Annotated in this window: 22 protein-coding genes; 19 read left to right on the top strand and 3 right to left on the bottom strand. The window is 75.7% G+C overall.

The features are described 5' to 3' along the window. The first annotated feature begins 1 nt into the window (after position 1). Together IEY37_RS12520 and IEY37_RS12515 are read left to right on the top strand one after the other, a co-directional pair. Positions 2-1,192 (top strand): NAD-dependent epimerase/dehydratase family protein, encoded by a 1,191-nt coding sequence (locus tag IEY37_RS12520; RefSeq protein ID WP_188941931.1) that lies wholly within the window; start codon positions 2-4, stop codon positions 1,190-1,192. Next, positions 1,189-2,238, top strand: a complete 1,050-nt coding sequence (locus IEY37_RS12515; protein WP_188941928.1) for a lysophospholipid acyltransferase family protein — start codon at positions 1,189-1,191, stop codon at positions 2,236-2,238. The genes IEY37_RS12520 and IEY37_RS12515 overlap by 4 nt, the downstream gene beginning before the upstream one ends. Positions 2,239-2,296: 58 nt before the next feature. Here IEY37_RS12515 and IEY37_RS12510 read toward each other — a convergent pair whose 3' ends face one another. Continuing rightward, on the bottom strand, positions 2,297-3,190 hold the full coding sequence (locus IEY37_RS12510) for an HAD family hydrolase (protein WP_188941926.1): 894 nt from the start codon (positions 3,188-3,190) through the stop codon (positions 2,297-2,299). Positions 3,191-3,325: 135 nt separating this feature from the next. Here IEY37_RS12510 and IEY37_RS12505 point away from each other — a divergent pair, with 135 nt between their 5' ends. From IEY37_RS12505 to ccsB, 12 genes are all read left to right on the top strand, one after another. Continuing rightward, positions 3,326-5,116, top strand: a complete 1,791-nt coding sequence (locus tag IEY37_RS12505; protein ID WP_188941924.1) for a class I adenylate-forming enzyme family protein — start codon at positions 3,326-3,328, stop codon at positions 5,114-5,116. A gap of 47 nt (positions 5,117-5,163) precedes the next feature. Beyond that, positions 5,164-5,424: a glutaredoxin family protein gene (locus tag IEY37_RS12500; RefSeq protein WP_229674352.1), complete on the top strand. Its 261-nt coding sequence runs from the start codon at positions 5,164-5,166 to the stop codon at positions 5,422-5,424. A gap of 213 nt (positions 5,425-5,637) precedes the next feature. Beyond that, on the top strand, positions 5,638-6,345 hold the full coding sequence (locus tag IEY37_RS12495; RefSeq protein WP_229674351.1) for a redox-sensing transcriptional repressor Rex: 708 nt from the start codon (positions 5,638-5,640) through the stop codon (positions 6,343-6,345). A gap of 136 nt (positions 6,346-6,481) precedes the next feature. Continuing rightward, on the top strand, positions 6,482-8,005 hold the full coding sequence (locus IEY37_RS12490; protein ID WP_188941922.1) for a bifunctional uroporphyrinogen-III C-methyltransferase/uroporphyrinogen-III synthase: 1,524 nt from the start codon (positions 6,482-6,484) through the stop codon (positions 8,003-8,005). Between the two features lie 215 nt (positions 8,006-8,220). Further along, positions 8,221-8,988 carry a hypothetical protein gene (locus tag IEY37_RS12485; RefSeq protein WP_188941920.1) on the top strand — a complete coding sequence of 256 codons (768 nt, stop codon included), beginning with the start codon at positions 8,221-8,223 and terminating at the stop codon, positions 8,986-8,988. Between the two features lie 159 nt (positions 8,989-9,147). Beyond that, positions 9,148-9,870 carry a hypothetical protein gene (locus IEY37_RS12480; protein WP_188941918.1) on the top strand — a complete coding sequence of 241 codons (723 nt, stop codon included), beginning with the start codon at positions 9,148-9,150 and terminating at the stop codon, positions 9,868-9,870. 127 nt (positions 9,871-9,997) lie between these two features. Then, the gene (locus tag IEY37_RS12475) at positions 9,998-10,315 is read left to right on the top strand and encodes a hypothetical protein (protein WP_229674350.1); all 318 of its coding nucleotides are present in this window, start codon (positions 9,998-10,000) and stop codon (positions 10,313-10,315) included. A 280-nt stretch (positions 10,316-10,595) separates the two neighbouring features. Next, complete coding sequence (locus IEY37_RS12470; protein WP_188941914.1) at positions 10,596-11,252, top strand: histidine phosphatase family protein; 657 nt, start codon at positions 10,596-10,598, stop codon at positions 11,250-11,252. Further along, positions 11,249-11,839 carry a TlpA family protein disulfide reductase gene (locus IEY37_RS12465; protein ID WP_188941912.1) on the top strand — a complete coding sequence of 197 codons (591 nt, stop codon included), beginning with the start codon at positions 11,249-11,251 and terminating at the stop codon, positions 11,837-11,839. The genes IEY37_RS12470 and IEY37_RS12465 overlap by 4 nt, the downstream gene beginning before the upstream one ends. Before the next feature lie 42 nt (positions 11,840-11,881). Next, positions 11,882-12,706, top strand: coding sequence for a cytochrome c biogenesis CcdA family protein (locus tag IEY37_RS12460; protein ID WP_188941910.1), 825 nt, complete (start codon positions 11,882-11,884; stop codon positions 12,704-12,706). A 1-nt stretch (position 12,707) separates the two neighbouring features. Then, positions 12,708-14,483, top strand: coding sequence for a cytochrome c biogenesis protein ResB (resB, locus tag IEY37_RS12455; protein WP_229674349.1), 1,776 nt, complete (start codon positions 12,708-12,710; stop codon positions 14,481-14,483). Positions 14,484-14,488: 5 nt separating this feature from the next. Continuing rightward, complete coding sequence (gene ccsB / locus IEY37_RS12450; RefSeq protein ID WP_188941908.1) at positions 14,489-15,589, top strand: c-type cytochrome biogenesis protein CcsB; 1,101 nt, start codon at positions 14,489-14,491, stop codon at positions 15,587-15,589. A gap of 340 nt (positions 15,590-15,929) precedes the next feature. On the opposite strand, the gene IEY37_RS12445 is transcribed toward ccsB, so the two are convergent. Together IEY37_RS12445 and IEY37_RS12440 are read right to left on the bottom strand one after the other, a co-directional pair. Next, complete coding sequence (locus IEY37_RS12445) at positions 15,930-16,130, bottom strand: hypothetical protein (RefSeq protein WP_188941906.1); 201 nt, start codon at positions 16,128-16,130, stop codon at positions 15,930-15,932. Between the two features lie 429 nt (positions 16,131-16,559). Further along, entirely contained in the window at positions 16,560-16,760 is a 201-nt protein-coding gene (locus tag IEY37_RS12440; RefSeq protein ID WP_188941904.1) for a BldC family transcriptional regulator, read from the bottom strand. A 570-nt stretch (positions 16,761-17,330) separates the two neighbouring features. On the opposite strand from IEY37_RS12440, the gene IEY37_RS12435 reads away from it, so the two are divergent. The 5 genes from IEY37_RS12435 to menC are packed head-to-tail and all read left to right on the top strand — an operon-like array spanning position 17,331 to position 21,489. Next, positions 17,331-17,798 (top strand): Lrp/AsnC family transcriptional regulator, encoded by a 468-nt coding sequence (locus IEY37_RS12435; RefSeq protein ID WP_188941902.1) that lies wholly within the window; start codon positions 17,331-17,333, stop codon positions 17,796-17,798. A gap of 23 nt (positions 17,799-17,821) precedes the next feature. Further along, positions 17,822-18,229 (top strand): DUF4229 domain-containing protein, encoded by a 408-nt coding sequence (locus IEY37_RS12430; protein ID WP_188941900.1) that lies wholly within the window; start codon positions 17,822-17,824, stop codon positions 18,227-18,229. Positions 18,230-18,279: 50 nt separating this feature from the next. Beyond that, positions 18,280-19,380 (top strand): L-cysteine desulfhydrase Cds1, encoded by a 1,101-nt coding sequence (gene cds1 / locus IEY37_RS12425; RefSeq protein ID WP_229674348.1) that lies wholly within the window; start codon positions 18,280-18,282, stop codon positions 19,378-19,380. Further along, positions 19,373-20,338 carry a GNAT family N-acetyltransferase gene (locus IEY37_RS12420; protein ID WP_188941898.1) on the top strand — a complete coding sequence of 322 codons (966 nt, stop codon included), beginning with the start codon at positions 19,373-19,375 and terminating at the stop codon, positions 20,336-20,338. Before cds1 ends, IEY37_RS12420 begins: the two co-directional genes overlap by 8 nt. After that, positions 20,335-21,489: an o-succinylbenzoate synthase gene (gene menC, locus IEY37_RS12415; RefSeq protein ID WP_188941896.1), complete on the top strand. Its 1,155-nt coding sequence runs from the start codon at positions 20,335-20,337 to the stop codon at positions 21,487-21,489. The genes IEY37_RS12420 and menC overlap by 4 nt, the downstream gene beginning before the upstream one ends. The last annotated feature ends 6 nt before the right edge of the window (positions 21,490-21,495 follow it).

Genomic DNA, 21,495 nt, shown 5'->3' with positions numbered 1-21,495 from the left:
CATGACGGGCCGGACGATCCTGGTCACCGGGGTCACCCGGTACCTGGGGTCGGCGCTGGCCGGTCAGCTCGCCGCCCATCCCGACGTCGACCGCGTCATCGGCGTGGACGCCGCGCTCCCGGAGCCGGCGGCCCGCGCCCGGATGGGGGCGGCCGAGTTCGCCAGGGCGGACATCCGCAATCCGTTGATCGCCCGAGTGCTGGACGCCGCCGGCGTGGACACCGTGGTGCACGCGTCGGCGTCCGCCACGCCGGCGTCGGCGGCCGCCAGGACGATGGCCAAGGAGATGAACGTCCTCGGGACTCTCCAGCTCCTGGCGGCCTGCCAGCGCACGCCCTCGGTGGCGCACGTGGTGGTCCGGTCGACCTCCGCCGTCTACGGCGGGTCGCCGCGCGACCCGGCGGTCGCCACCGAGGACACCCAGCCGCGGTCGGTCCCCGGCACCGGACCCGGACGGGACGCGATCGACATCGAGGGCTACGTCCGCAGCTTCGGCCGGCGGCGGCCCGACGTGCGGGTCGCCGTGCCCCGGCTGGCCGAGGTCGTCGGGCCCACCGTCCGGACGCCGCTGACCCGGCTGTTCTCGCTGTATCCCGCCGTCCCGGTCCTGGCCGGCCGCGATGCCCGGCTGCAGGTGCTGCACGAGGCGGACGCCGTCGCGGTGCTGCAGCGACTGGCGCTCGGCCCGTTCGCCGGCGTGGTGAACGTGGCCGGCGAGGGCGCGCTGACCGTGGTCCAGGCGGTGCACCGGGCCGGTCGCATCCCCCTGCCGGTGCCGTCGTCGGGACTCGGGCTGTGGGCCCGGGGCCTGCAGGCCGTACGGATCGGCGGCTTCCAACCCGAGGTGGTGCGGTCGCTGGCCGCGGGCCGGGTGATGGACCTCGGCCGGCTGCAGCGCGACGTCGGCTACCGGCCCGCGATGACCACCGTGCAGGCCTTCGACGACTTCGCCCGCACGCTGACGCCGGCTCTGGACCGGCGGCTGGTCCGGGACGTCGAGGTCCGGTTGGCCGGAGCGCTCGGTGCGAGGCCGGAGGACCCGTGGTCGGCGGCCGCGACGCGTCCCGGCGGATCCGGCCGGGTACCGGCACCGGACGCCCGGTCCGGGGCGTCGTCGCCGGGACGGCGCCATCTGGTGAGCATCGACGGGCAGGCCGGTGGCACACCGCGACGGCCGGGGAGGTGGCGATGAGCGGCGACGGGGACGGTCCGGACCGCCACGAGGACACGGCCGCCCGGCGGTCCGGGTCGGCGGCTGCCCGGCTGGCGGCGGCCGTCGCCGGTCACCCGTCCGCGGCGCCGCCCGAGCCGGCCGACCCGTCGGGACCGGTCCCCGGCGCGGCGGACGACGGGGCGGCCGGTCCCGGTCGTCCGGACGGGTCGGAGGCAGCCGGCGCGGCCTGGCAGGAGCGGCTGGCCGGGACCCTGGCGTTCCTGCGGCGCCGGCTGACCGGCGAGTACGAGATCGACGAGTTCGGGTTCGACCAGGACTGGACCGAGCACGTCTGGTTGCCGCCGCTGCGGCTGCTGTTCGAGAAATGGTTCAGGGTCGAGGTCCTCGGCGTCGAGAACCTGCCGGACGACGGCGGCGTGCTGCTGGTGGCGAACCACTCTGGGACCGTCGCGGTGGACGCCCTCATGCTCTCGGTGGCCGTGCACGACCACCACCCGCGTCACCGCCCGGTGCGGATGCTCGGCGCCGACCTGGTCTTCGACACGCCGGTGGTCGGCCCGGTGGCCCGCAAGGCCGGCAACACCCTCGCCTGCAACGAGGACGCCGAGCGGCTGCTGCGCGGCGGCGAGTGCGTCTCGGTGTTCCCGGAGGGCTTCAAGGGCGTCGGCAAGCCGTTCTCGCAGCGGTACAAGCTGCAGCGGTTCGGCCGCGGCGGGTTCGTCTCGGCGGCCATCCGCTCCGGCGTGCCGATCGTGCCCTGCTCCATCGTCGGCGCCGAGGAGATCTACCCGCTGCTCGGCTCCATCAAGCCGCTGGCCAGGGCGTTGGGGCTGCCGTACTTCCCGGTGACACCGACCTTCCCGTGGCTCGGGCCGCTCGGCGCGGTGCCGCTGCCCAGCAAGTGGATCATCGAGTTCGGCGAGCCGGTGTCCACCGACGACCTGCCCGACGGCGCCGCCGAGGACCCGATGGTGGTGTTCAACATGGCCGACAGCGTCCGCGAGACGATCCAGCAGTCGCTGTACCGGCTGCTGCTGCGGCGCGGGCACCCCTTCCTGCGCTGAGCCTGCCGCGCCGGGCGGTCCGCGGCACCGGCGGCCGTGCTCGCTCCCGCGGCGACGGTCAGCGGAACCTGCGGCGGACGGCCACCCCGGCCGCGAACCCGCCGGCGAGCAGCGCGGCGCCGAGCAGCGACGGCACGCCGATGCGGGCCGCCTTGCGGCCGGTCCGGAAGTCCACGATCTGCCAGCCCCGCCGTCGCGCCACGTCCCGCAGCTGCGCGTCCGGGTTGACCGCCACCGCGGTGCCGACCACCGACAGCATCGGGACGTCGTTGACCGAGTCCGAGTAGGCGGTGCAGCGCCGCAGGTCCAGACCTTCGCGCGCGGCCAGCCCGCGCACGGCGGCGGCCTTGGCCTTGCCGTGCAGCAGCTCGCCGACCAATCGGCCGGTGTACACGCCGTCCTCGGTGCCGGCGACGGTGCCCAGTGCCCCGGTCATCCCCAGCCGCCGGGCGATGATCTGCGCCAGCTCGACCGGCGTCGCGGTCACCAGCCACACCCGCTGCCCGGCGTCCAGGTGCCGCTGCGCCAGTTCGCGCGCGCCCGGGTAGATGCGGTCCGCCATCAGCTCGTCGTAGATCTCCTCGCCGAGCCGGACGATCTCGGCGACCGACCGGCCGGCGACGAACGACAGGGCCTCCTCGCGGGCCGAGGTCATGTCCGCCGCGTCCTCGCCACCCAGCCGGAACCGGACCTGCCGGACGGCGAACCGCACCAGGTCGCTGGTGGTGAAGTACTTGCGGGCGGCGAGGCCCCGGGCGTAGTGGAACGTCGACGCACCGGCCATCAGGGTGTTGTCGACGTCGAAGAACGCTGCGGCGGTCAGGTCGGCGTCCGGCAGCCCGAGGCCCTCGTCGGCGTGCTCGGCCTGGTAGGCGGCCTCGGCCGAGGCCTCCCCGGCGAGCTCGGCCCTGGCCAGCTGCTCGCGCCGGGTCGAGGTCCGCCAGAGCCGCACGCCTCGCCCCCTCTCGCCGCTGCCGCCGGGCCGCACGCCGGCGCCGCCCCCGGTCGCCGGGGCCGCGGCGCGCCCAGCCTAGCCACCCGCCCCGGCGGGGCGCGGGTGTCGCGGGCGCTCGATATCGTGCCTCGGGTGAGCCTTGACACCGGTGCCGGGCCGGCCCGCAACGTGGCCGACCTGCTGCGCCGTGCCGCGGCCGCGGCCGGCCGTCGACCCGCCGTCCTGGAGGCCGACCGCGCGGTGGGCTGGCAGGACCTGGACCGCGCGGCAGACGCCGGTGCGCGGCAGCTGTCCGGGGCAGGACTGTCCCCCGGGGACCGGGTCGTGGTCGCCCTGCCGACCGGCGCCGACATCGCTGCGGTGCTGTTCGCGGTGGCCAGGGCCGGCCTGGTGGCCGTGCCCGTGCCGCCCGACGGCGTGGACCTGACCGCGGTGGCCGGCCGCGTCGACGCGGCGGCGGTGGTGGCCGCCGACCCGCCGCCCGGACCGGTCGGCGTCCGGCCGGCCGACGTCGGCCGGTGGTGGCAGGCTGCCGCGGAGCCGGGCGAGCCCCCCGGGGCCGGGTCGCCGGGCGGTCCGGCCGCGGCCGCGGGCCAACGGCTGCCGGACCGGGATCCCGTCGCCGCGGGGGCCGCGGAGGCCGCTACCGGTGGCGAGGACCTGGCCGTGCTGGCCCGGGCCGCGTCCGGCGACGCGCCGGTGATGCTCAGCCACCGCGCGCTGCTGGCAGCGGTGGACGCCATCGGGCGGATGCCGGGGCTGCGGCTGCGCGCCGACGACCGGGCGATCGCCGTGCTGCCGCTGCACCACCTGGCCGGCTGGGTGACCGCGTTCCTGCCGCTGTGCGGCGTCGGGGCCGCGCTCGTCGTCCCGGACCACGACCCGGCGTCCGGCCCGTGGATCGACGCAGTGGTGTCGACCATCCGGACCCAGCGGGTCACCGTGGTGCCGGCGGCGCCGGGCCTGTACCGCCGGCTGCGGGACGCGCCGGACGTCGAGCGGGCCCTCGCGCCGGTGCGGCTGATGACCTCCGGGGCCGCGCCGCTCGACCCGGGCGACGCGGCCGGGGTCAGGGCGCTCACCGGCCAGCCGGTGTGGGAGGGGTACGGCATCGCCGAATCCGCCTCGGTGGTGTCGAGCAGCCTGATGACGGCGGCACCGCACCCGGGCTCCGTCGGCCGGCCACTGCCCGGCGTCGAGCTGCGCATCGTCGGCGACGACGACGAGGACCTGGAGCCGGCGGCCGGGCCGCCCCGCGCGGGCGAGCCGGACGGCGACGTCGTGCTCGACGCCTTCAGCAGCGGCGAGGTCGGCCGGATCGCCGTCCGCGGCGCCACGCTGTTCTCCGGGTACTGGCCGGACGGCGCCGGCGGCCCCGGCGAGGACGGCTGGTTCGTCACCGGCGACGTCGGCTACCTCGACGACCGCGGCGAGCTGCACCTGGTGGACCGGGTGGGGGAGTCGCTCCAGGTCGCGGGGTTCACCGTGTACCCGCGCGAGGTCGAGGACGTGCTCACCCACCACCCCTACGTCCGCGACGCGGCGGTCGTCGGCGTCCCGGACCGGGCCGGCGAGTCGGTGCTGGCCGTGCTGGTGGCAGAGCGCGGCACCCGGCCCACCCCGGCCGACCTGGACGAGTTCGTCGCCGAGCGGCTGCCGGTGTTCAAGCGCCCGGTCCGCTACCGGTTGGTGGACCGGCTGCCGCGGACGCCCGTCGGCCGCGTCGACCGCGACGCCGTCCGCCGCGCGTACCTGGCGGACCCGGACCCGGGCGTGACCTCCGCGCCGCGGCTGGCCGCCGGGGAGCCGGCCGAGGCCGTCCCGCCGGTCACCGCCCCACCGGGACGGCTCGGCACCCGGCTGCCGGCCGCCGGCAGCCCGGGCCGGCGGTCCGTCCAGGACAGCGACGAGGACATGTTCTGAGAGCAGGTCGGAGGACGGCGGCACGGGTCGCCGGGAAGGAGCCGGGAGTGCAGTCGACCGACGGCGGTGTCCGGATCGAGCTGCTCGGCCGCGCCGGGTGCCACCTGTGCGAGGCGGCCAGGCAGGTCGTGGAGCAGGTCGCCGCGCGCACCGGCGCCGGCTGGCGGGAGCTGGACGTCGACCTGGACCCGGAGCTCCGGGCGGAGTGGGGCGACATGGTGCCCGTCGTGCTGGTCGACGGCGTCTGCCAGGGCTACTTCCACATCGACGGCGACCGGCTCGCCGAGGCGGTCGCGGGCCGCCGGTGACCGCTGCGTGACCGCGCGCCGACCCTGGGGTGAACGGCGTGGGTCCGCCGCACGGCGAGCGGCCGGCCGGCGCGGGGCGGCGTCGTCGCGACTTGGAGACTGACCTTTCGTCTGGCTAGGGTTGAGACCTTGGGTGACGGGGTATGACACCCGCGTCACCACTGTTCGCGGCGGTTCTCCGCTGCCCTATTCCACGCAGGCGGCGGCAGGACTGTGACGGTCAAGACGGCGGCAGTGCTCGACGGCGGTGCGCCGTCGGCGGCCACCTCCGACACGTCGCGCGCCGTCCGGTCCATCCCCGAGGCCACCGTCGCCCGGCTGGCGACCTACCTGCGGGTGCTGGCCGTGCTGCCCGCCGACGCGGTGGTCTCCTCCGCCGAGCTGGCCGAGTCGGCGGGCGTCAAGCCGGCCGGCCTGCGCAAGGACCTGTCGTTCCTGGACTCCCAGGGCACCCGCGGCGTCGGCTACTCGGTGCGGGCGCTCACCGACTCCATCCGCAGGGCCATCGGTGCCGGCCGGTCGCACCGGGTGGCGCTGGCCGGGCTCGGCAACCTCGGCCAGGCACTGGCCGGCTACGCCGGGTTCGCCGCCCGCGGCCTGGTCATCGCCGCCCTGTTCGACGCCGACCCGGCGAAGATCGGCCGCCGGATCGGCGACCTGCCGATCCACGACATCGCGGACGCGCCGGCGGTGTGCCGCGCCGAGGGCGTGACGATCGGGATCATCGCCACGCCGGAGGAGTGCGCCCAGCAAGTGGCCGACACCCTCGTCCGCGGCGGCGTCCGCTCCGTCCTGGACTTCGCGCCGGGCCCGCTCCGGGTCCCGCCCGGCGTGGAGCTCCGGCGCGTCGACCTGGCCGTCGAGCTGCAGATCCTGGCCTTCCACGAGACCCGCCGCGCGTCGCCGGTGCCGGCCCCGTGACGGGCCCCGCCGGCCTCCCCCCACGTGCCGGTCGTCCGCGACCGGACCAGCAGTGCACGTTCCGTCCCGACCTCTCGGCGCTGAAAGAGCCGTCGCCGGAGGCGGGAGCAGTGCTGCCCGAGAAAAGGAGCAGGACATGACCCGTGCCCACCGCACCGTCGGCAGGATCGTCTTCGTCGGAGCCGGCCCGGGGGATCCGGGGCTGCTCACCGTGCGGTCGACCCAGGCCCTCTCCGACGCCGAAGTGCTGGTCAACGACCCCGACGTGCCCGCCGAGGTGGTCGCGCTGGCGTCCGCGGCCGAGGTGCAGCCGGCCGTCGGCGAGGCCGCCGACGTCGCCCAGAACCTGATCACCGCGGCGCAGGGCGGAGCCGTCGTCGTCCGGCTGGTGGCCGGTGACGTGCTGACCGCCGACCCGGTGGTGCAGGAGCTGCGGGTGGTCGCCGGCAGCGGCGTGCCGTTCGACATCGTCCCCGGCATCTCGGTGGCCGCGGCCGCCGCCTGCTACGCGGGCATCGCGGTCGGCTCGGTGCACACCGTCGCCGACGTCCGGTCCACCTCGGACTGGGCGCGGCTGGCCGGGGCCCCCGGCACCCTGCTGTTGCAGGCCGGGGCCGGGCACCTGACCGACACCGCCACCCTGCTCGCGGAGTCCGGCATCGCCGCGGAGACGCCCGCCTGCATCACCAGCGGGACGTCGCTGCCCACCCAGCGCACCGTCGACGGCACCCTGGCCACCCTCGGCGGGATGGGTCGCGACCTGCTCGGGCCGCTCGTGGTCAGCGTCGGCGCCGGCGCCTCGCAGCGCGGCCGGCTCTCCTGGTGGGAGTCCCGCGCGCTGTACGGCTGGCGCGTGCTGGTCCCGCAGACCCGGGACTCGAGCGAGGGCATGCTCGCCCAGCTGCGGGCCCACGGCGCCATCCCGGAGCTGGTCCCCACCATCGCGGTGGAGCCGCCGCGGACGCCGGCGCAGATCGAGCGGGCGGTCAAGGGCCTGGTCGACGGCCGGTACCAGTGGGTGGTGTTCACCTCGGTGAACTCCGTCCGGGCCGTCTGGGAGAAGTTCCGCGAGTTCGGGCTGGACGCCCGGGCGTTCTCCGGCGTCAAGATCGCCTGCGTGGACCGGGCGACCGGCGACGCGGTCACCGCGCTGGGCATCACGCCGGAGCTGGTCTCCGGTCACCCGGAGTTCTCCGCGGGGCTGCTGGACGACTTCCCGGACTTCGACGACCTGCTGGACCCGGTCGACCGGGTGCTGCTGCCGCGCGCCGACATCGCGACCGAGACCCTGGCGGAGGGGCTGCGGGAGCGCGGCTGGGAGATCGACGACGTCACCGCCTACCGCACCGTGCGCGCCGCCCCGCCGCCCGCGCCGATCCGTGAGGCGATCAAGGCCGGCGGCTTCGAGGCGGTGTGCTTCACCTCGGCGTCGACGGTGCGCAACCTGGTCGGGATCGCCGGCAAGCCGCACGCCCGGTCGCTCGTCGCCTGCCTGGGCCCGAAGACGGCGGAGACGGCCCGCGAGTTCGGCCTGCGGGTCGACGTGCAGCCGGAGGTGCCGGAGGTCGACGCGCTGGTCGAGGCGCTCGTCGGCCACGCCGAGCGGCTGCGGGCCGAGGGTGCGCTGCCCCCGCCACGGAAGTCGCCGCGGCGCCGCTGACGTCGGGACGCCGGTCGGGCCGGCAGGCGCCCCATCAGGGCGCCCGCCCGCCCGACCGGCGACACCGTCCAGCCGATCCCGTCGGCCCGGCGGGGGAGCGGGGGACTCCTGGTGATCGGTCCCGGCCGCGCTGCCGGCCCGGCCGGTCCGGGCGAGATCGCGGCGCGCCGTCCGTTCCCGGGACGGATGTCCCGTGTGCCCACTACGGTGACCCCATGTCGACGCCTCAGTACCCCTCGTACGGCGAGGGCCAGTCCGGCCAGTCCTACGGGCAGCAGTCCGGCCAGCAGCCCTCCGGGCAGCAGGGCTACGGCCAGCAGCAGGGTTACGGCCAGCAGCAGGGTTACGGCCAGCAGGGCTACGGCCAGCAGGGATACGGCCAGCCGACCCAGCACTCGGGCCAGCCGTACGGGCAGCAGCCGTACGGCCAGAACCCCTACCCGCAGCAGTACGGGCAGCCGTACGGCGGCGGCTACGGCGGGCCGGCCGCGCCGCCGAAGGCGCCGGGGCCCGTGAACGGCGCCTTCGCCATCTACCTGCTCAACGCGCTGCTGCTGCTGCTCGCGTTGATCTTCGTGCTGACCAGCAACGTCTTCGACCAGGCCGTGGCCGACGCGGCGGCGCGCCAGGACACCGGCGGCGTGGACGTCAACGCGCTGATCCGCACGCTCAAGATCACCGCGGTGGTGATCTTCGTGATCGTCGCCGGGCTCTACCTGCTGTTCGCGTTCAAGATGCGGGCCGGCCGGAACTGGGCACGGATCGTGCTGACTGTGCTGTCCGCGCTGTCGATCATCTCGTCGTTCACCAGGTCGACGACGTCGGTGACGGTCAACGGGACGACCTATACCGCGACCAGCAGCCAGTGGACCGGGTGGATCGGCGGGCTGCTCGCCCTGGTGGCCATCATCCTGATGTTCCTGCCGGCGTCGAACCAGTACTTCAACCAGTCCAAGGCCGCGCGCCAGCAGCAGTACCGCTGACCCGTCCGGGTCCCGGACCGGGTCCGCCGTTCGTCGTGCGGCACCCGGCCGGGCCGGTCCCGGCCCGCCGCGTCCGGCGCTCCGACGGCGTCCCGGGCAGCGGCGACGCAGCGTCCGGGATGCCGGGGACATCCCGGCGCGGCCGGTAGGGTTGCCGAAATGACCACCCCCGGACCCCGCCCGCGACGGAGCTGGCTGTCCAACTTCAGCGCAGCGATGGCCCCGGTCCTGCCCGAGGACGACGGCTCGCCCATCGTCCGGCCGCGGTCCGTCCTGGTGGCGATGGTGCTGACCATGCTGTCCGGTCTGGTCTTCCTCTTCGTCGGGCTCGTCTCCGTCGCCTCGGCCGGCAGCCAGGTCGACCAGCTGCGCACCGCCTACGCCGACGTGGTCCAGCAGTGCCAGAACAGCTACGGCACCTACGGCAGCGCGGTGTCCAGCATCGCCGCCACGGAGCAGCCGACCCCCACCCCGACGCCGGGCGCGGTCGCCACGCCGTCCCCCGGCGCCACGGCCACGCCGTCGGCGACCGCCAGCCTGACCGGTCTCGCGTCCACCTGCGTGCAGCTGACCAGCCCGAACATCACCGACGCGCAGGCCGGGTCGTACCGCACGCAGATCTCGGTGCTCAGCGCGATCATCGCCGTGATCGGGATCGCCGCCCTGGTCGGCGGCTGGTTCCTGCGGGGCGGCGCAAAGTGGTCCCGCCGCCTGCTCATCGCCGCCGCCGTGGTGTCCATGCTGCTGGCGCTGCTGCTGCAGGTGTCCACCACGCTCACCCTGCTGGCCACGTTCCTGCTGGTGGTCGGCATCCTGCTGACCTTCGTCGGCAAGGGTGGCATGTACTTCCTGCGCCTGGCCGCCCGCCGGGCCAGGCACTGACGACACCCGGCCGGCGACCGTGACGCGTCCCGACGTCCCCGGGCCCGCCTCCCCGATGCCGTCCGGAGCCGTCCCTTCCGGGCGGGGCCGGCGGCCGTCGCCGGACGACACCCAGCCGCAGCCGGTGGTGCCGTCGCCGCCCGGGCCGCCCGAGGCGGTCCGCCGTGCGGCCCACGAGCTCGGCCGCACGCTGCTGGTCCGCGGCGCCGTGCTCGCGGCCGTCGCCGTCCTGCTGGTGGTGGCGGCCGTGCTGGCCTACCGGCACGGTGTGCGCGACGACACGTTCCCGCCCTACGTCGCCGGAACCACCGGCACGACCATCACCCGCTACTCCGGACCGTGGATCGCGGGGGCGGGCGGCGCACTGCTGGTCGCGGGGCTGCTGGCTGTCGGCGCGGCCCGTGACCTGCTGGGATGGCGCCGGATGGTGCGGGCGAGCCGGTGACCGGACGGCCGGGAGGCGCGGCCGGACCCGCCCGGCCGCGGGCCGGCGGCCGCCCCGCCGCCCGCCGCGGACCAACATCGTCCCCACCGGGACGCAGGAACAATGAAGGGGTGCAGACCGCCCCGTCCCGGCCCGCGGACGCGGCGCCCCCGCCGGCGCCCGGAGCGCCGACCGCGGCCGTGGTTCCCGCGACCGCGTCGGCGACCCCGGTGCCGTCGGTGCTCTCGGTGCACCCGCTGCCCGTCGTGCCGTCCGGTCCCGTCGTCCGCGGGAGCCGCCGATGACCTCGACCGTGGTCCACCTGCTGCGGCACGGCAAGGTGCACAACCCCGCCGGGGTGCTGTACGGCCGGTTGCCGGGGTACCGGCTGGCCGCGTCCGGGCTGGCCATGGCCGACGGCGTCGCCGCCGAGCTGGCCGGCCACGACATCGTGTACCTGGCCGCGTCGTCGCTGGAGCGGGCCCAGCAGACCGCCGCGCCCCTGGCCGCCGCGCACGGCCTCGAGGTCCGCACCGACGACCGGGTCATCGAGGCCGGCAACGTCTTCGAGGGCATGGTCGTCGGCACCCGCGACGGCGCGCTGCGCCGGCCGGGGAACTGGGCCAAGCTGCGCAACCCGACCCGGCCGTCGTGGGGGGAGCCGTACCTGGCGATCGCGCACCGCATGCTCGCCGCCGTCTACACGGCCGTGCAGGCCGCCGCCGGCCACGAGGCCGTGCTGGTCTCGCACCAGCTGCCGATCTGGACCGTGCGCCGGTACCTCGAGGGTCGCCGGCTCTGGCACGACCCGAGCCGGCGGCAGTGCTCGCTGGCGTCGCTGACCTCGCTGCACTTCGCCGACGGGGTCTTCACCTCGCTGACCTACCGGGAGCCGGTCGGCCACATCGAGGCGCTCGACGACCCGGCCGAGGCCGGCGGGCCGGAGGCCGGGGCATGAGCGCCGTCCGCGCGGCACGCCGCGCCCCGCGTGCCGCTGCCGCCCTGCTGGTGTCGCTGCTCGCGGTCCTGTCCGGCTGCACCGGCGGGGGGGACGCCGCGTCGTTCCAGTTCGTCTCGCCCGGTGGTCGGACCGAGTTCTCCTACGCCGCGCAGGACCGCCGGCCGATCGGCGAGCTGTCCGGTCCGGCGCTGGAGGGCGACGGCACGGTGTCCGTGGCGCAGTTCGCGGACAAGGTGGTCGTGCTGAACTTCTGGGGTTCCTGGTGCGGGCCGTGCCGGGCGGAGGCGCAGCAGCTGCAGGACGCGTCGACACAGCTCGCGCCGCAGGGCGTGCAGTTCCTGGGCCTGAACGTCAAGGACGAGAAGGGCGCCGGCGCCGCCTTCGACGCCGCCAAGGGCGTCACCTACCCGTCGATCTTCGACCCGTTCATGCGCACCCTGCTGTCCATCCAGGGCTACCCGGCGTCGGCGATCCCGTCGACGATCGTGCTGGACCGCCGGCACCGGGTGGCGCACATCTGGCTCGGGGCGGTGACCAGGGCGGAGCTGGTCGCGGCCGTCGTCCCGATCGCCGCCGAGAAGTAGGCCGGACGTGGACGCGGGTCAGGGCAGGGAGGTGCAGGACCGATGACCGACACCGTGCTGGACGGTCCCTTCCTGGTCGCCGCGCTGCTCGCGGTGGCCGCCGGTGCGGTGTCCTTCGCCTCGCCCTGCGTCGTGCCGCTGGTGCCCGGCTACCTGTCCTACCTGGCCTCGCTGGTCGGCGCGGAGGGCGCGGCGGTGCCGGTGGCGGCCGGCCGCGGCGGCGCGCGCCCGGCGACCACGGGTGCGGCCGGCGGCGCGCGGCGCCGCGCGGCGGTGGCGCTGCGCACCCGCGCGGTCGGGGCGACCGCGCTGTTCGTCGTGGGCTTCACCCTGGTCTTCCTGGCGCAGTCGGCGCTGGTGCTGGGTGCCGCCCGGTTCCTGCTCCGCAACGCCGAGGTGCTGACCCGGGTCGGGGGCGTGGTGACCGTCGTCATGGGGCTGGCGATGCTCGGGTGGATCCGTCCCCTGCAACGCGAACGCCGCTGGCACGCGCGGCCGGGCGGCCGCGCCGCGGGCGCCGTGGCGCTCGGCGCGGTGTTCGGCCTGGGCTGGACCGTCTGCATCGGCCCGACGCTGGCCGGCGTGCTCGCGCTCGCCGCCTCGACGGAGTGGAACGGCAACGCCTGGCGCGGGCTGGCCCTGGTGGTCTGCTACTGCGCTGGCCTGGGAGTGCCGTTCCTGCTCCTGGCCTTCGGGTTCAGCTGGGCATCCCGGGCGCTGGGGGTGCTGCGCCGGCACGCGCGCACCGTCCAGGTCGTCGGGGCCGTGCTGCTGGTGGCCATCGGGCTGGCGATGGTCACCGGCCTGTGGGGGCAGTGGGTGGCGTGGCTGCAGGTGCGCGTCGCCGGGACCGGGACGGTGCTGTGACGTGACCGTCCGCGACGAGACCCACCTGTCGGCCGACACCACCCTCGAGCCGGCCACCGCGCCGCCGCCGCCGGGGCGGCGCCGCGGCGTGCTGCCCGGCGTGCTGGCCGGCGCCCGCAACATCTGGCGGCAGCTGACCAGCATGCGGGTCGCGCTGATCCTGCTGTTCCTGCTGGCCCTGGCGTCGCTGCCGGGAGCGCTCCTGCCGCAGTGGACGCAGAACCAGGCCAAGACCGCCCAATGGGTGCTCGACCACCCGTTCTGGGGTCCGCTGCTCGACCGGCTCGGGTTCTTCGGCGTCTTCGGCTCGCCCTGGTACGCCGCCATCTACCTCCTGCTGTTCACCTCGCTGGTCGGTTGCCTGCTGCCGCGCACCTGGGAGTTCGTCGGCCAGTGGCGGCAGCCGCCGGTGGCCACCCCGCGCAACCTCGGCCGGCTGCCGCACCACGCGGAGCTGTCCGTCGACGGCACCGTCGACGAGGTCACCGACCGGGTGCTGCACGGGCTGCGCGGCTGGCGCACCGCTCGCCGCGTCGAGGTCCCCCCGGCCGGGGGTCCGGCCGCGGCGGCGCCGGCCACGTCGGTCCCCGTCGCCGGCCCGGCGACTCCGGTGTCGGTGGTGACGGTCTCCGCCGAGAAGGGCTACCTCCGCGAGATCGGCAACCTGGTCTTCCACCTGTCGCTGCTCGGGCTGCTGGTCGCGGTCGCGGTCGGCAAGCTCTTCGGCTACGAGGGTTCGATCATCGTCAACGCCGGGGGCGCCGACAGCGGCGCGGTGACCGGCTTCTGCTCGTCCTCGCCGGCCAGCTACGACAGCTTCCGTCCCGGCCTCGCGGTCGACGGCACCGACCTGTCGCCGTTCTGCGTGCAGGTCGACGGCTTCACCGCCCAGTACAGCGACACCGGCCAGGCCACGGCGTTCCTGGCGTCCATCCGCTACCAGACCGGGCAGGACGTGGCGAGCGGTCGCTGGCAGAGCACGTCGCTGGCCGTGAACGACCCCCTGGGCATCGACGGCCAGCGGCTGTACCTGCTGGGCCACGGCTACAGCCCGACCTTCAGCGTGCGGTTCCCGGACGGGCAGGTGCAGCGGCGGACGCAGCCGTTCCAGCCGCAGGACTCGATGTTCACCTCGCAGGGCGCGGTGAAGTTCACCGATCCGCCCGGCTACCCGGCCGACCGGATCACCGAGCACCAGCTGGCGATCACCGGGATCTTCGCGCCGACCGCCGTGGTGCACGGCGGGATCATGACGTCCAGCTACCCGGCCGCGACGGACCCCGGTGTCGCGATCGACGTCTACCAGGGCGACCTGGGCATGGAGGACGGCGCCAGCCAGTCCGTGTTCGCCATCGACCAGGACCAGGTCAGCTCGGGCAAGCTGGTGCGCAAGGCCAGGACCAACCTGGCGCCGCACGAGTCGACCACCCTGCCGGACGGCACCACCGTCACCTTCGACGGGTACGTCGAGTGGGTGTCGCTGCAGACGTCGTACGATCCGGCACAGGGCTGGGCGCTGGTCTTCGCGGTGCTCCTGCTGGTCGGGTTGATGGTGTCCCTGCTGATCAAGCGGCGGCGCGTCTGGTACCGGCTGCGCGGCGACGGGCTCGGGCACGTCTCGGTGCAGGTCGGCGGGCTGGCCCGGACCGACCAGGCCGGGTACGGCGGAGAATTCGAACGGTTGGCCGCGCTCGCGGCACCGGACACCGGCCCCGCGCCGGGCGGCCGCCGCGGCGGCGCCCGGGCCGGGGGGCCGGGCAGAGGGAGAGGGCGGTAGTCCCCGTGGTCAACGAGTCCCTGGCGCACCTGTCGGACCTGGCGTTCGAGTGCGCGCTGGCCGGCTACATCGTCGCGCTGGTCTGCTTCGGCATCGAGTTCGCGGCCCACCGCGGGGGCGTGCCGACCGAGCAGGAGCAGCGCAGCGCCGAGCTGCGGGCCTCCCGCCGCTCGGGCGGCGTCGCGGTGCTCGACCGCGGTGCGGCCACCCCGCCGGCGATCGGCCGGGTCACCGACGACCGCCGGGGCACGGCCCCGATGTGGCTGCGGTTCGGCCGCGCCGGCGTCGTCGTGACCGTCGTCGGCTTCGCCGCGCACCTGCTGTCGCTGGTCACCCGCGGGCTGGCCGCGCACCGGGTGCCCTGGGGCAACATGTACGAGTTCTCAGCGATGATCTGCGCCGCCGCGGTGGCCGGCTTCCTGTTCGTGCTGCTGCGCTGGCGCACCCGCACGGTCGGCTTCTTCGTCATGATCCCGGTCGTCATCCTGATGTACGTCGCGCAGAGCGTGCTGTACGCGGCCGCCGGGACGCTGGTGCCGGCGCTGCACTCGTCGTGGCTGGTCATCCACGTGCTGGCGGTCTCGCTGTCCAGCGGCGTGCTGATGCTGTCCGGTGTCGCCTCCGTGCTGTACCTGCTGCGGTCCCGCTACGAGCGCAAGCTGGCCGCCGAGCGGGAGTGGGCGGAGCACCACCTGCACGGTGTGCCGGACGCCGCCCTGCCGGACGCCGCGGGCACGCCCGGCGGCCCGGAGGCGCTCGTCACGCAGCGGTCCCGGCTGGCCGCGCTGCCCTCGCTGGCCACCCTGGACCGGCTGGCGTACCGCAGCGCGATCGTCGCGTTCCCGGTGTTCACCTTCGCGGTGATCGCCGGGGCGATGTGGGCCAACGTCGCGTGGGGCCGCTACTGGGGCTGGGACCCCAAGGAGACCTGCGCGTTCGTCACCTGGGTCTGCTACGCCGCCTACCTGCACGCCCGGTCGACGGCCGGCTGGCGCGGCACCCGCGCGGCCTGGATCTCCGTGCTCGGCTTCGTGTCGATGATCTTCAACCTGTTCGTCATCAACCTGGTGGTGTCCGGCCTGCACTCCTACGCCGGCCTGAACTGAGTCACCGGGTCCGACCGCAACGGGACCGGCGGGAGCCGTCTGGCGCCGGCGGCGGGCCGGTCGGGTGCTGCGGGAGGCGGCGGCGCCGTGCCCGCTGCCGGCGGCCGTGCGGCTCCGCGACCGTGTCCGCCCGGCGCGAGGTGTGCCGGAGCCGTGGCGGCTCGCGGCGGCGGCGGCACCGGAGCCGGGCCGCGGCCGACCCCGGCGCGGGCAGGCCAGGGTGCGAGACCGTCTCCCGGTGACGGCGGTCGAGCCCGCGGAAGGGGCGACGGGGCCGCCGGCACAGCGGCGGGGCTGCAGCTGCGCTACCGCGGCTTCCGGGCGGGCCGCCGGTCGCGGCTCAGCTGCTCTTGTCCTCGCCGCGCAGCTTGCGGTCGACCTCGCGGAGGAAGTCGGGGTCGTCGTCGGGCGCGACGGTGCGCGTCCGGGTCCGCGGGGTGCGCGGCCGCGGCTGCTCCGGCGAGTCGCCCGGCGTCCGGGTGCCCAAGCCGCGCCACGCCAGGGTGATCACGAGCACGGTCACGGCGATCGCGATGAGCATGTACAACCCGACACCTCCCTTGCTGACACCCCCACAGTACGCATGACCAGCACCGGTGGCCTGCCTTCGCGGCCGTCTCCTGTCCGGGACCGCGACCCGGCGGACCGCCGACCGTGCTGGCACGACGCCCGACCCCGAAGCCGCGTCCACGGCGGGCCCGGACCGGCGGAGGCGGCAGGGACCGGACGGCAGCGGCCGGGTGCGGACGACGAGTGGCGGGACCGGGCGGTCCCCGACCGGCCCCGCTTCGCGGCCCGACGAGGCGAGGCCAGGGGACCGGCCCGGCGGGCGGACCGCCCGGTCCGGCGACCGCGGCCCGGGCAGCGCTCGCGGCCGATCGGGGCGAGGACGCCGACAGGGCGGGACCCGAGGGTCCCGCCCTGTCGACGAGGTGGCATGGCGCGCGCCGGTGCACCCGGCGCGCCGGACTCACCGCTGCTGCTGGTTGGCCTCCACGGTCAGGTCGGCCAGCAGGACGCTGACCTCCGACTCCCGGAACCGACGGTGGCCGCCGGGTGTCCGGATGGAACCGATGCGGCCGGCCGACGCCCACCGCGTCACGGTCTTCGGATCGACACGGAACATCAACGCCACCTCACCCGGGGTGAGTAGTCGATCGTTCTTCTCCATGGCTGCGTGCCACCTCCTGTAGGCCCCGACTGGCCTCGTCTCGCCGGTTGGCGACGACCCATTGTGCACCTGTGGCAGAAGCATGCCGAGGCATCCTCTGTATGCGCAACGTCTCATAGGTACCGAAAGACGGGAAAGAGCGTTTCCCAGGCCGGTGCGGACGCGACGGTCCGGCGCCGCGGGACGGTCACGGGCGGACTCGCCGGTCTCGCCAGCAGGGCAATCTACGCAGGTCACAGGGGTGTCGGACGGGCCGGGCACCCGGGACGGGTCCTGGCGGACCGCCCGGTGGTCACAGTACGGTCTCGGTCCCGGAGCAGTGCTCACGGCATCCTCACACTTCTCCCCGGGACGGGCCGTCCGGCGCGTCGTGGTCGGCCGAAGCGGCTCGGACAGCGGTGATCGCAGACCTCCGTCGCCCGTCCGGATGAACCCCGTGCACGGGTGGCGGCCCGCCCCGTCCCGATCAGGACGACGCCCACCGGGGCCGGCCGCCAGCGGCCTGGACCGGCAGGCAGGCGGTCGGCCGGCGGGTCTGGGGCGGTCGCTAGGTTGGCCCGGGAGGTGGCGATGGACCGGACGGACCGCCGGCTGGTGGCGGCGCTGCGCGCGGACGGCCGGGCCAGTTACGCCGAGCTGGCCCGCGCGGTCGGCCTGTCCGCCTCCTCGGTGCACGAGCGGGTGACGAAGCTGGAGACCGCGGGCGTGATCACCGGCTACCGGGCGGTCGTGGACCCGGTGTCCGTCGGCATCGGCGTCACCGCCATCGTCGGCATCGAGCCGGGCGAGAACGGCCAGGACGACCCGATCGCGGCCGCCCTGGACGCGACGCCGGAGGTCGAGAGCTGCTACCAGGTGGCGGGGGACAACGCCTTCGTGGTGGTGGTGCGGGTCGCCGACATCGAGGAGCTGTCCCAGGTGCTCGGCCGGCTGCGAGCCATCCCGGGCGTGGCCCGCACCCGCACCACCGTCGTGCTCTCGACGGTGTTCGAGGGCCGTCCGCGGCCCGACCGGCCACCGACGGACGGTGGCAGCTGACCGCCGGTCGTTACCCTGGGACGGTGCCCAGCGAGCCCCGTCGCGACACGTTCACCGTGAGCGGGTCCGTGCCCCCCGAAGCCGCCCCGGACGTCTCGGCGCCGGTGACCGGGTCGTACGGCGACGCCGTGCCGGGCGCCGCCCGGCCGCCGGAGCCGGCGGACCTCGACCCGCAGCCGACGGCGCCGCTGCCCGGCCACCCGCTGCTGGTCTACTCGCTGCTCCGGCTGGCCCTGCTGGTGCTGCTCACCGTCGTGCTGGCGCTGTTCATGCCGTTGATCGTGGCGGCGCTGTTCGCGGTCATCCTGCAGCTGCCGCTGGCGTGGTTCCTGCTCGGCCGGTTCCGGCAGCGGGCCAACGAGTCGCTGGCCCGGTCCGCCGGGCGGCGCCGCGCCGAGCGCGAGCGGCTGCGTCGCTCCCTGGAGGGCTGAGCGCCGCCCGGCCGGGCCGGTGCCCGCCGGGCGGGCCGTAGGCTCTGCGGGTGCCCGACCGTGCCGTGACCGTCGACCGGTCCGACCCGGAGGTCCGCGCCTGGGTCGCCGACGCCGTGCACCGGATCGAGGCCGACGCCCAGCGCAGCGCGGACACCCACCTCGTCCGCTTCCCGGTGCCGGCCGTGCCGGGCGTCGACCTCTACCTCAAGGACGAGTCGACGCACGTCACCGGGTCGCTCAAGCACCGGCTGGCCCGCTCGCTGTTCCTCTACGCGCTGTGCAACGGCTGGATCGGGCCGCGCACCACCGTGATCGAGTCGTCGTCGGGCTCGACGGCCGTCTCCGAGGCGTACTTCGCCCGGCTCGTCGGCCTGCCGTTCGTCGCCGTCATGCCGGCGTGGACGTCCCGGGAGAAGATCGCGCTGATCGAGCGGCAGGGCGGCCGTTGCCACCTGGTGGACTCGGCGGCGGCGATCTACGACGAGTCCCGCCGGCTCGCGGCCGAGTGCGGTGGCCACTACATGGACCAGTTCACCCACGCCGAGCGGGCCACGGACTGGCGCGGCAACAACAACATCGCCGAGTCGATCTTCGCGCAGCTGTCGCTGGAACCCCACCCGGTGCCGGAGTGGATCGTCGTGGCCGCCGGCACCGGCGGCACCAGCGCGACGATCGGGCGCTACCTGCGGTACCGCGGGCACCCGACGCGGCTGTGCGTGCCGGACCCGGAGAACTCCGCGTTCTTCGACGCGTGGTGCGCCTCCGACCCGGCCCGCACCGCCTCGGGGTCGCGCATCGAGGGCATCGGCCGGCCGCGCGTCGAACCGTCCTTCGTCGGCCAGGTGGTCGACCGCATGGTGCGGGTGCCGGACGGCTGCTCGATCGCCGCCATGCGCGCCGCCGGGCAGGTGCTGGGCCGCCCCGTCGGCCCGTCCACCGGCACCAACCTCTGGGCCGCCTTCGCGCTGATGGCGGAGATGGCCGCCACCGGCACCGCCGGCTCGGTGGTCACCCTGCTCTGCGACAGCGGCGAGCGCTACGCGGCCACCTGGGGCGACGACGCCTGGGTCGCCGCGGCCGGGCTGGACCTGTCCGGACCGGCCGCCGTGCTGGACCGGTTCCTGGCCACCGGAGCCTGGGATGGCTGACCGGCCCACCGTGCTGCAGCACGCCGCTCCCTCGGACGCCGTGTCCGCGGACGCCATGCTCGCGGACGCCGTGCTCGCGGACGCCCGGCAGGTGGCGGCCCGCCGGGCCGAGCGGGCCGGCATCCGCATCGCCGCCCTGGACGACCTGGCGGACCTGGAGCGGGCGTGCCGGCTGCTCGACGAGGTCTGGCAGACGAGGCCGGGGGATCCGTCCGAGATGCAGCCGCCGCTGCTGCGGGCGCTGCGGCACAGCGGCAGCTACGTCGTGGGTGCCTGGTCCGGACCGGACCTGGTGGCGGCCTCGGTCGGCTTCTTCGGTGCGCCGAGCACGTCGTCGCTGCACTCGCACATCACCGGGGTGCTGACGGACCGCAGCGGCCGCGGCGTCGGCGCGGCCGTCAAGTGGCACCAGCGGGCGTGGACGCTGGCGGCCGGTGCCCGGTGGGTCACCTGGACCTTCGATCCGCTCATCGCCCGCAACGCCCACTTCAACCTGCACCGGCTGCGCGCGACGGCGGTGGAGTACCTGACGGACTTCTACGGGACGATGACCGACGGCCGCAACGCCGGGCAGCCCAGCGACCGGCTGCTGGCCCACTGGGACCTGCGCAGCCCCGCCGTCGCCTCCGCCGGGCGCGGCACCGACCCGGTGCACCCGGGTGACCCGGACCCCGGCTCCGGGACCGCGCCGCCCCGGGCGGTGCCGGTGCTGGTCGACGAGGGCGGCCGGCCGGTCGCCCGTCCCGCGACGGACGCCGAAGTGGTGTCGGTCGCCGTGCCCGACGATGTCGAGGCGCTGCGCGGCGCCGATCCCGCCACCGCGCTGCGGTGGCGCCTGGCGGTGCGCGAGACCGTGGCGCCGCTGCTCGCCGCCGGCTGGTCCGTGGTCGGCTTCCGGCGGCCGGAGGGGTACCTGGTGGCGCGGCCGCCCGGTGGGACGAGGGGACGGGACCGGTGAGACTGCGGGACATCGAACTGCGGATCGTCCGGATGCCGCTGCGCAGCCCGTTCCGGACGTCGTTCGGCGTGGAGACCGAGAAGGTCGCCCTGCTCGTGCGGGTGCGCGGCGACCTCCGCGGCCCCGGCGGCGACCGGGTGGAGACCGGCGGGTGGGGCGAGTGCGTCGCCATGGAGGAGCCGCTGTACTCGGCGGAGTACGTGGCCGGTGCGGTGCAGGTGACCCGGGACTTCCTCGCCCCCCGGTTGTTCGCCGCCGGCGACGCGGTGACCGCCGAGCGCGTCGGCCCGCTGCTGGCGGGCGTGGTGGGGCACCGGATGGCCAAGGCGGCCGTCGAGATGGCCGTGCTCGACGCCGAGCTGCGCGCCCGGGGCGTCCCGCTGGCCGAGCACCTGGGTGCCGTCCGGGACCGGGTGCCGTCCGGGGTGTCGGTCGGCATCCAGCCGTCCGTCCCGGAGCTGCTGGACGTGGTGGCCGGCTACCTCGACGAGGGCTACGTGCGGATCAAGCTCAAGATCGCGCCGGGGTGGGTGCTGGAGCCGGTGCGGGCGGTGCGCGAGCGGTGGGGCGACGACCTGCTGCTGCAGGTCGACGCGAACGCGGCGTTCACCTTGGCCGACGCGCCGCTGCTGCAGCGGCTGGACGAGCTCGGCCTCCTGCTGATCGAGCAGCCGCTGGCCGAGGACGACCTGGTGCAGCACGCCGAGCTCGCCCGGATGCTGCGCACCCCGGTGTGCCTGGACGAGTCCGTGGTGTCCGCCAGGGCGGCGGCGGACGCCATCCGGCTGGGCGCGGCGCGGGTGATCAACGTCAAGCCGGGGCGGGTCGGCGGCTACCTCGAGGCCCGGCGGGTGCACGACGTCGCGGTGGCCAACGGCGTCGCGGTCTGGTGCGGCGGCATGCTGGAGACCGGGCTGGGCCGGGCGGCCAACGCCGCCCTGGCCGCGCTGCCCGGGTTCACCCTGCCCGGGGACGTCTCCGCGTCGTCCCGCTTCTACGAGACCGACCTGACCCGGCCGTTCGTCCTCGAGGACGGCCACGTCGCGGTGCCGACGGGTCCGGGTCTGGGTGTCGAGCCGGTGCCGGAGCTGCTGGCGGAGTGGACGTCCTGGCGGCAGGTGCTGTCGCCGGACGGCCCGGTCGGGGGCTGAGCGGCG

Origin of the sequence: Nakamurella endophytica, from assembly GCF_014646215.1 — a bacterium.
In the GTDB taxonomy this organism is placed as follows: domain Bacteria; phylum Actinomycetota; class Actinomycetes; order Mycobacteriales; family Nakamurellaceae; genus Nakamurella; species Nakamurella endophytica.
Note: the sequence above shows the minus strand (reverse complement) of the source record. Positions and strands in the feature narration are given on the sequence as shown.

Bases quoted from the DNA above. Each gene is read 5' to 3' on its own strand.
- IEY37_RS12520 (WP_188941931.1), top strand. From the start codon at position 2: ATGACGGGCCGGACGATCCTGGTCACCGGGGTCACCCGGTACCTGGGG.
- IEY37_RS12515 (WP_188941928.1), top strand. From the start codon at position 1,189: ATGAGCGGCGACGGGGACGGTCCGGACCGCCACGAGGACACGGCCGCC.
- IEY37_RS12490 (WP_188941922.1), top strand. From the start codon at position 6,482: ATGACCCGTGCCCACCGCACCGTCGGCAGGATCGTCTTCGTCGGAGCC.
- IEY37_RS12485 (WP_188941920.1), top strand. From the start codon at position 8,221: ATGTCGACGCCTCAGTACCCCTCGTACGGCGAGGGCCAGTCCGGCCAG.
- IEY37_RS12480 (WP_188941918.1), top strand. From the start codon at position 9,148: ATGACCACCCCCGGACCCCGCCCGCGACGGAGCTGGCTGTCCAACTTC.
- IEY37_RS12470 (WP_188941914.1), top strand. From the start codon at position 10,596: ATGACCTCGACCGTGGTCCACCTGCTGCGGCACGGCAAGGTGCACAAC.
- IEY37_RS12465 (WP_188941912.1), top strand. From the start codon at position 11,249: ATGAGCGCCGTCCGCGCGGCACGCCGCGCCCCGCGTGCCGCTGCCGCC.
- IEY37_RS12460 (WP_188941910.1), top strand. From the start codon at position 11,882: ATGACCGACACCGTGCTGGACGGTCCCTTCCTGGTCGCCGCGCTGCTC.
- IEY37_RS12445 (WP_188941906.1), bottom strand. From the start codon at position 16,130: ATGCTCATCGCGATCGCCGTGACCGTGCTCGTGATCACCCTGGCGTGG.
- IEY37_RS12440 (WP_188941904.1), bottom strand. From the start codon at position 16,760: ATGGAGAAGAACGATCGACTACTCACCCCGGGTGAGGTGGCGTTGATG.
- IEY37_RS12435 (WP_188941902.1), top strand. From the start codon at position 17,331: ATGGACCGGACGGACCGCCGGCTGGTGGCGGCGCTGCGCGCGGACGGC.
- IEY37_RS12420 (WP_188941898.1), top strand. From the start codon at position 19,373: ATGGCTGACCGGCCCACCGTGCTGCAGCACGCCGCTCCCTCGGACGCC.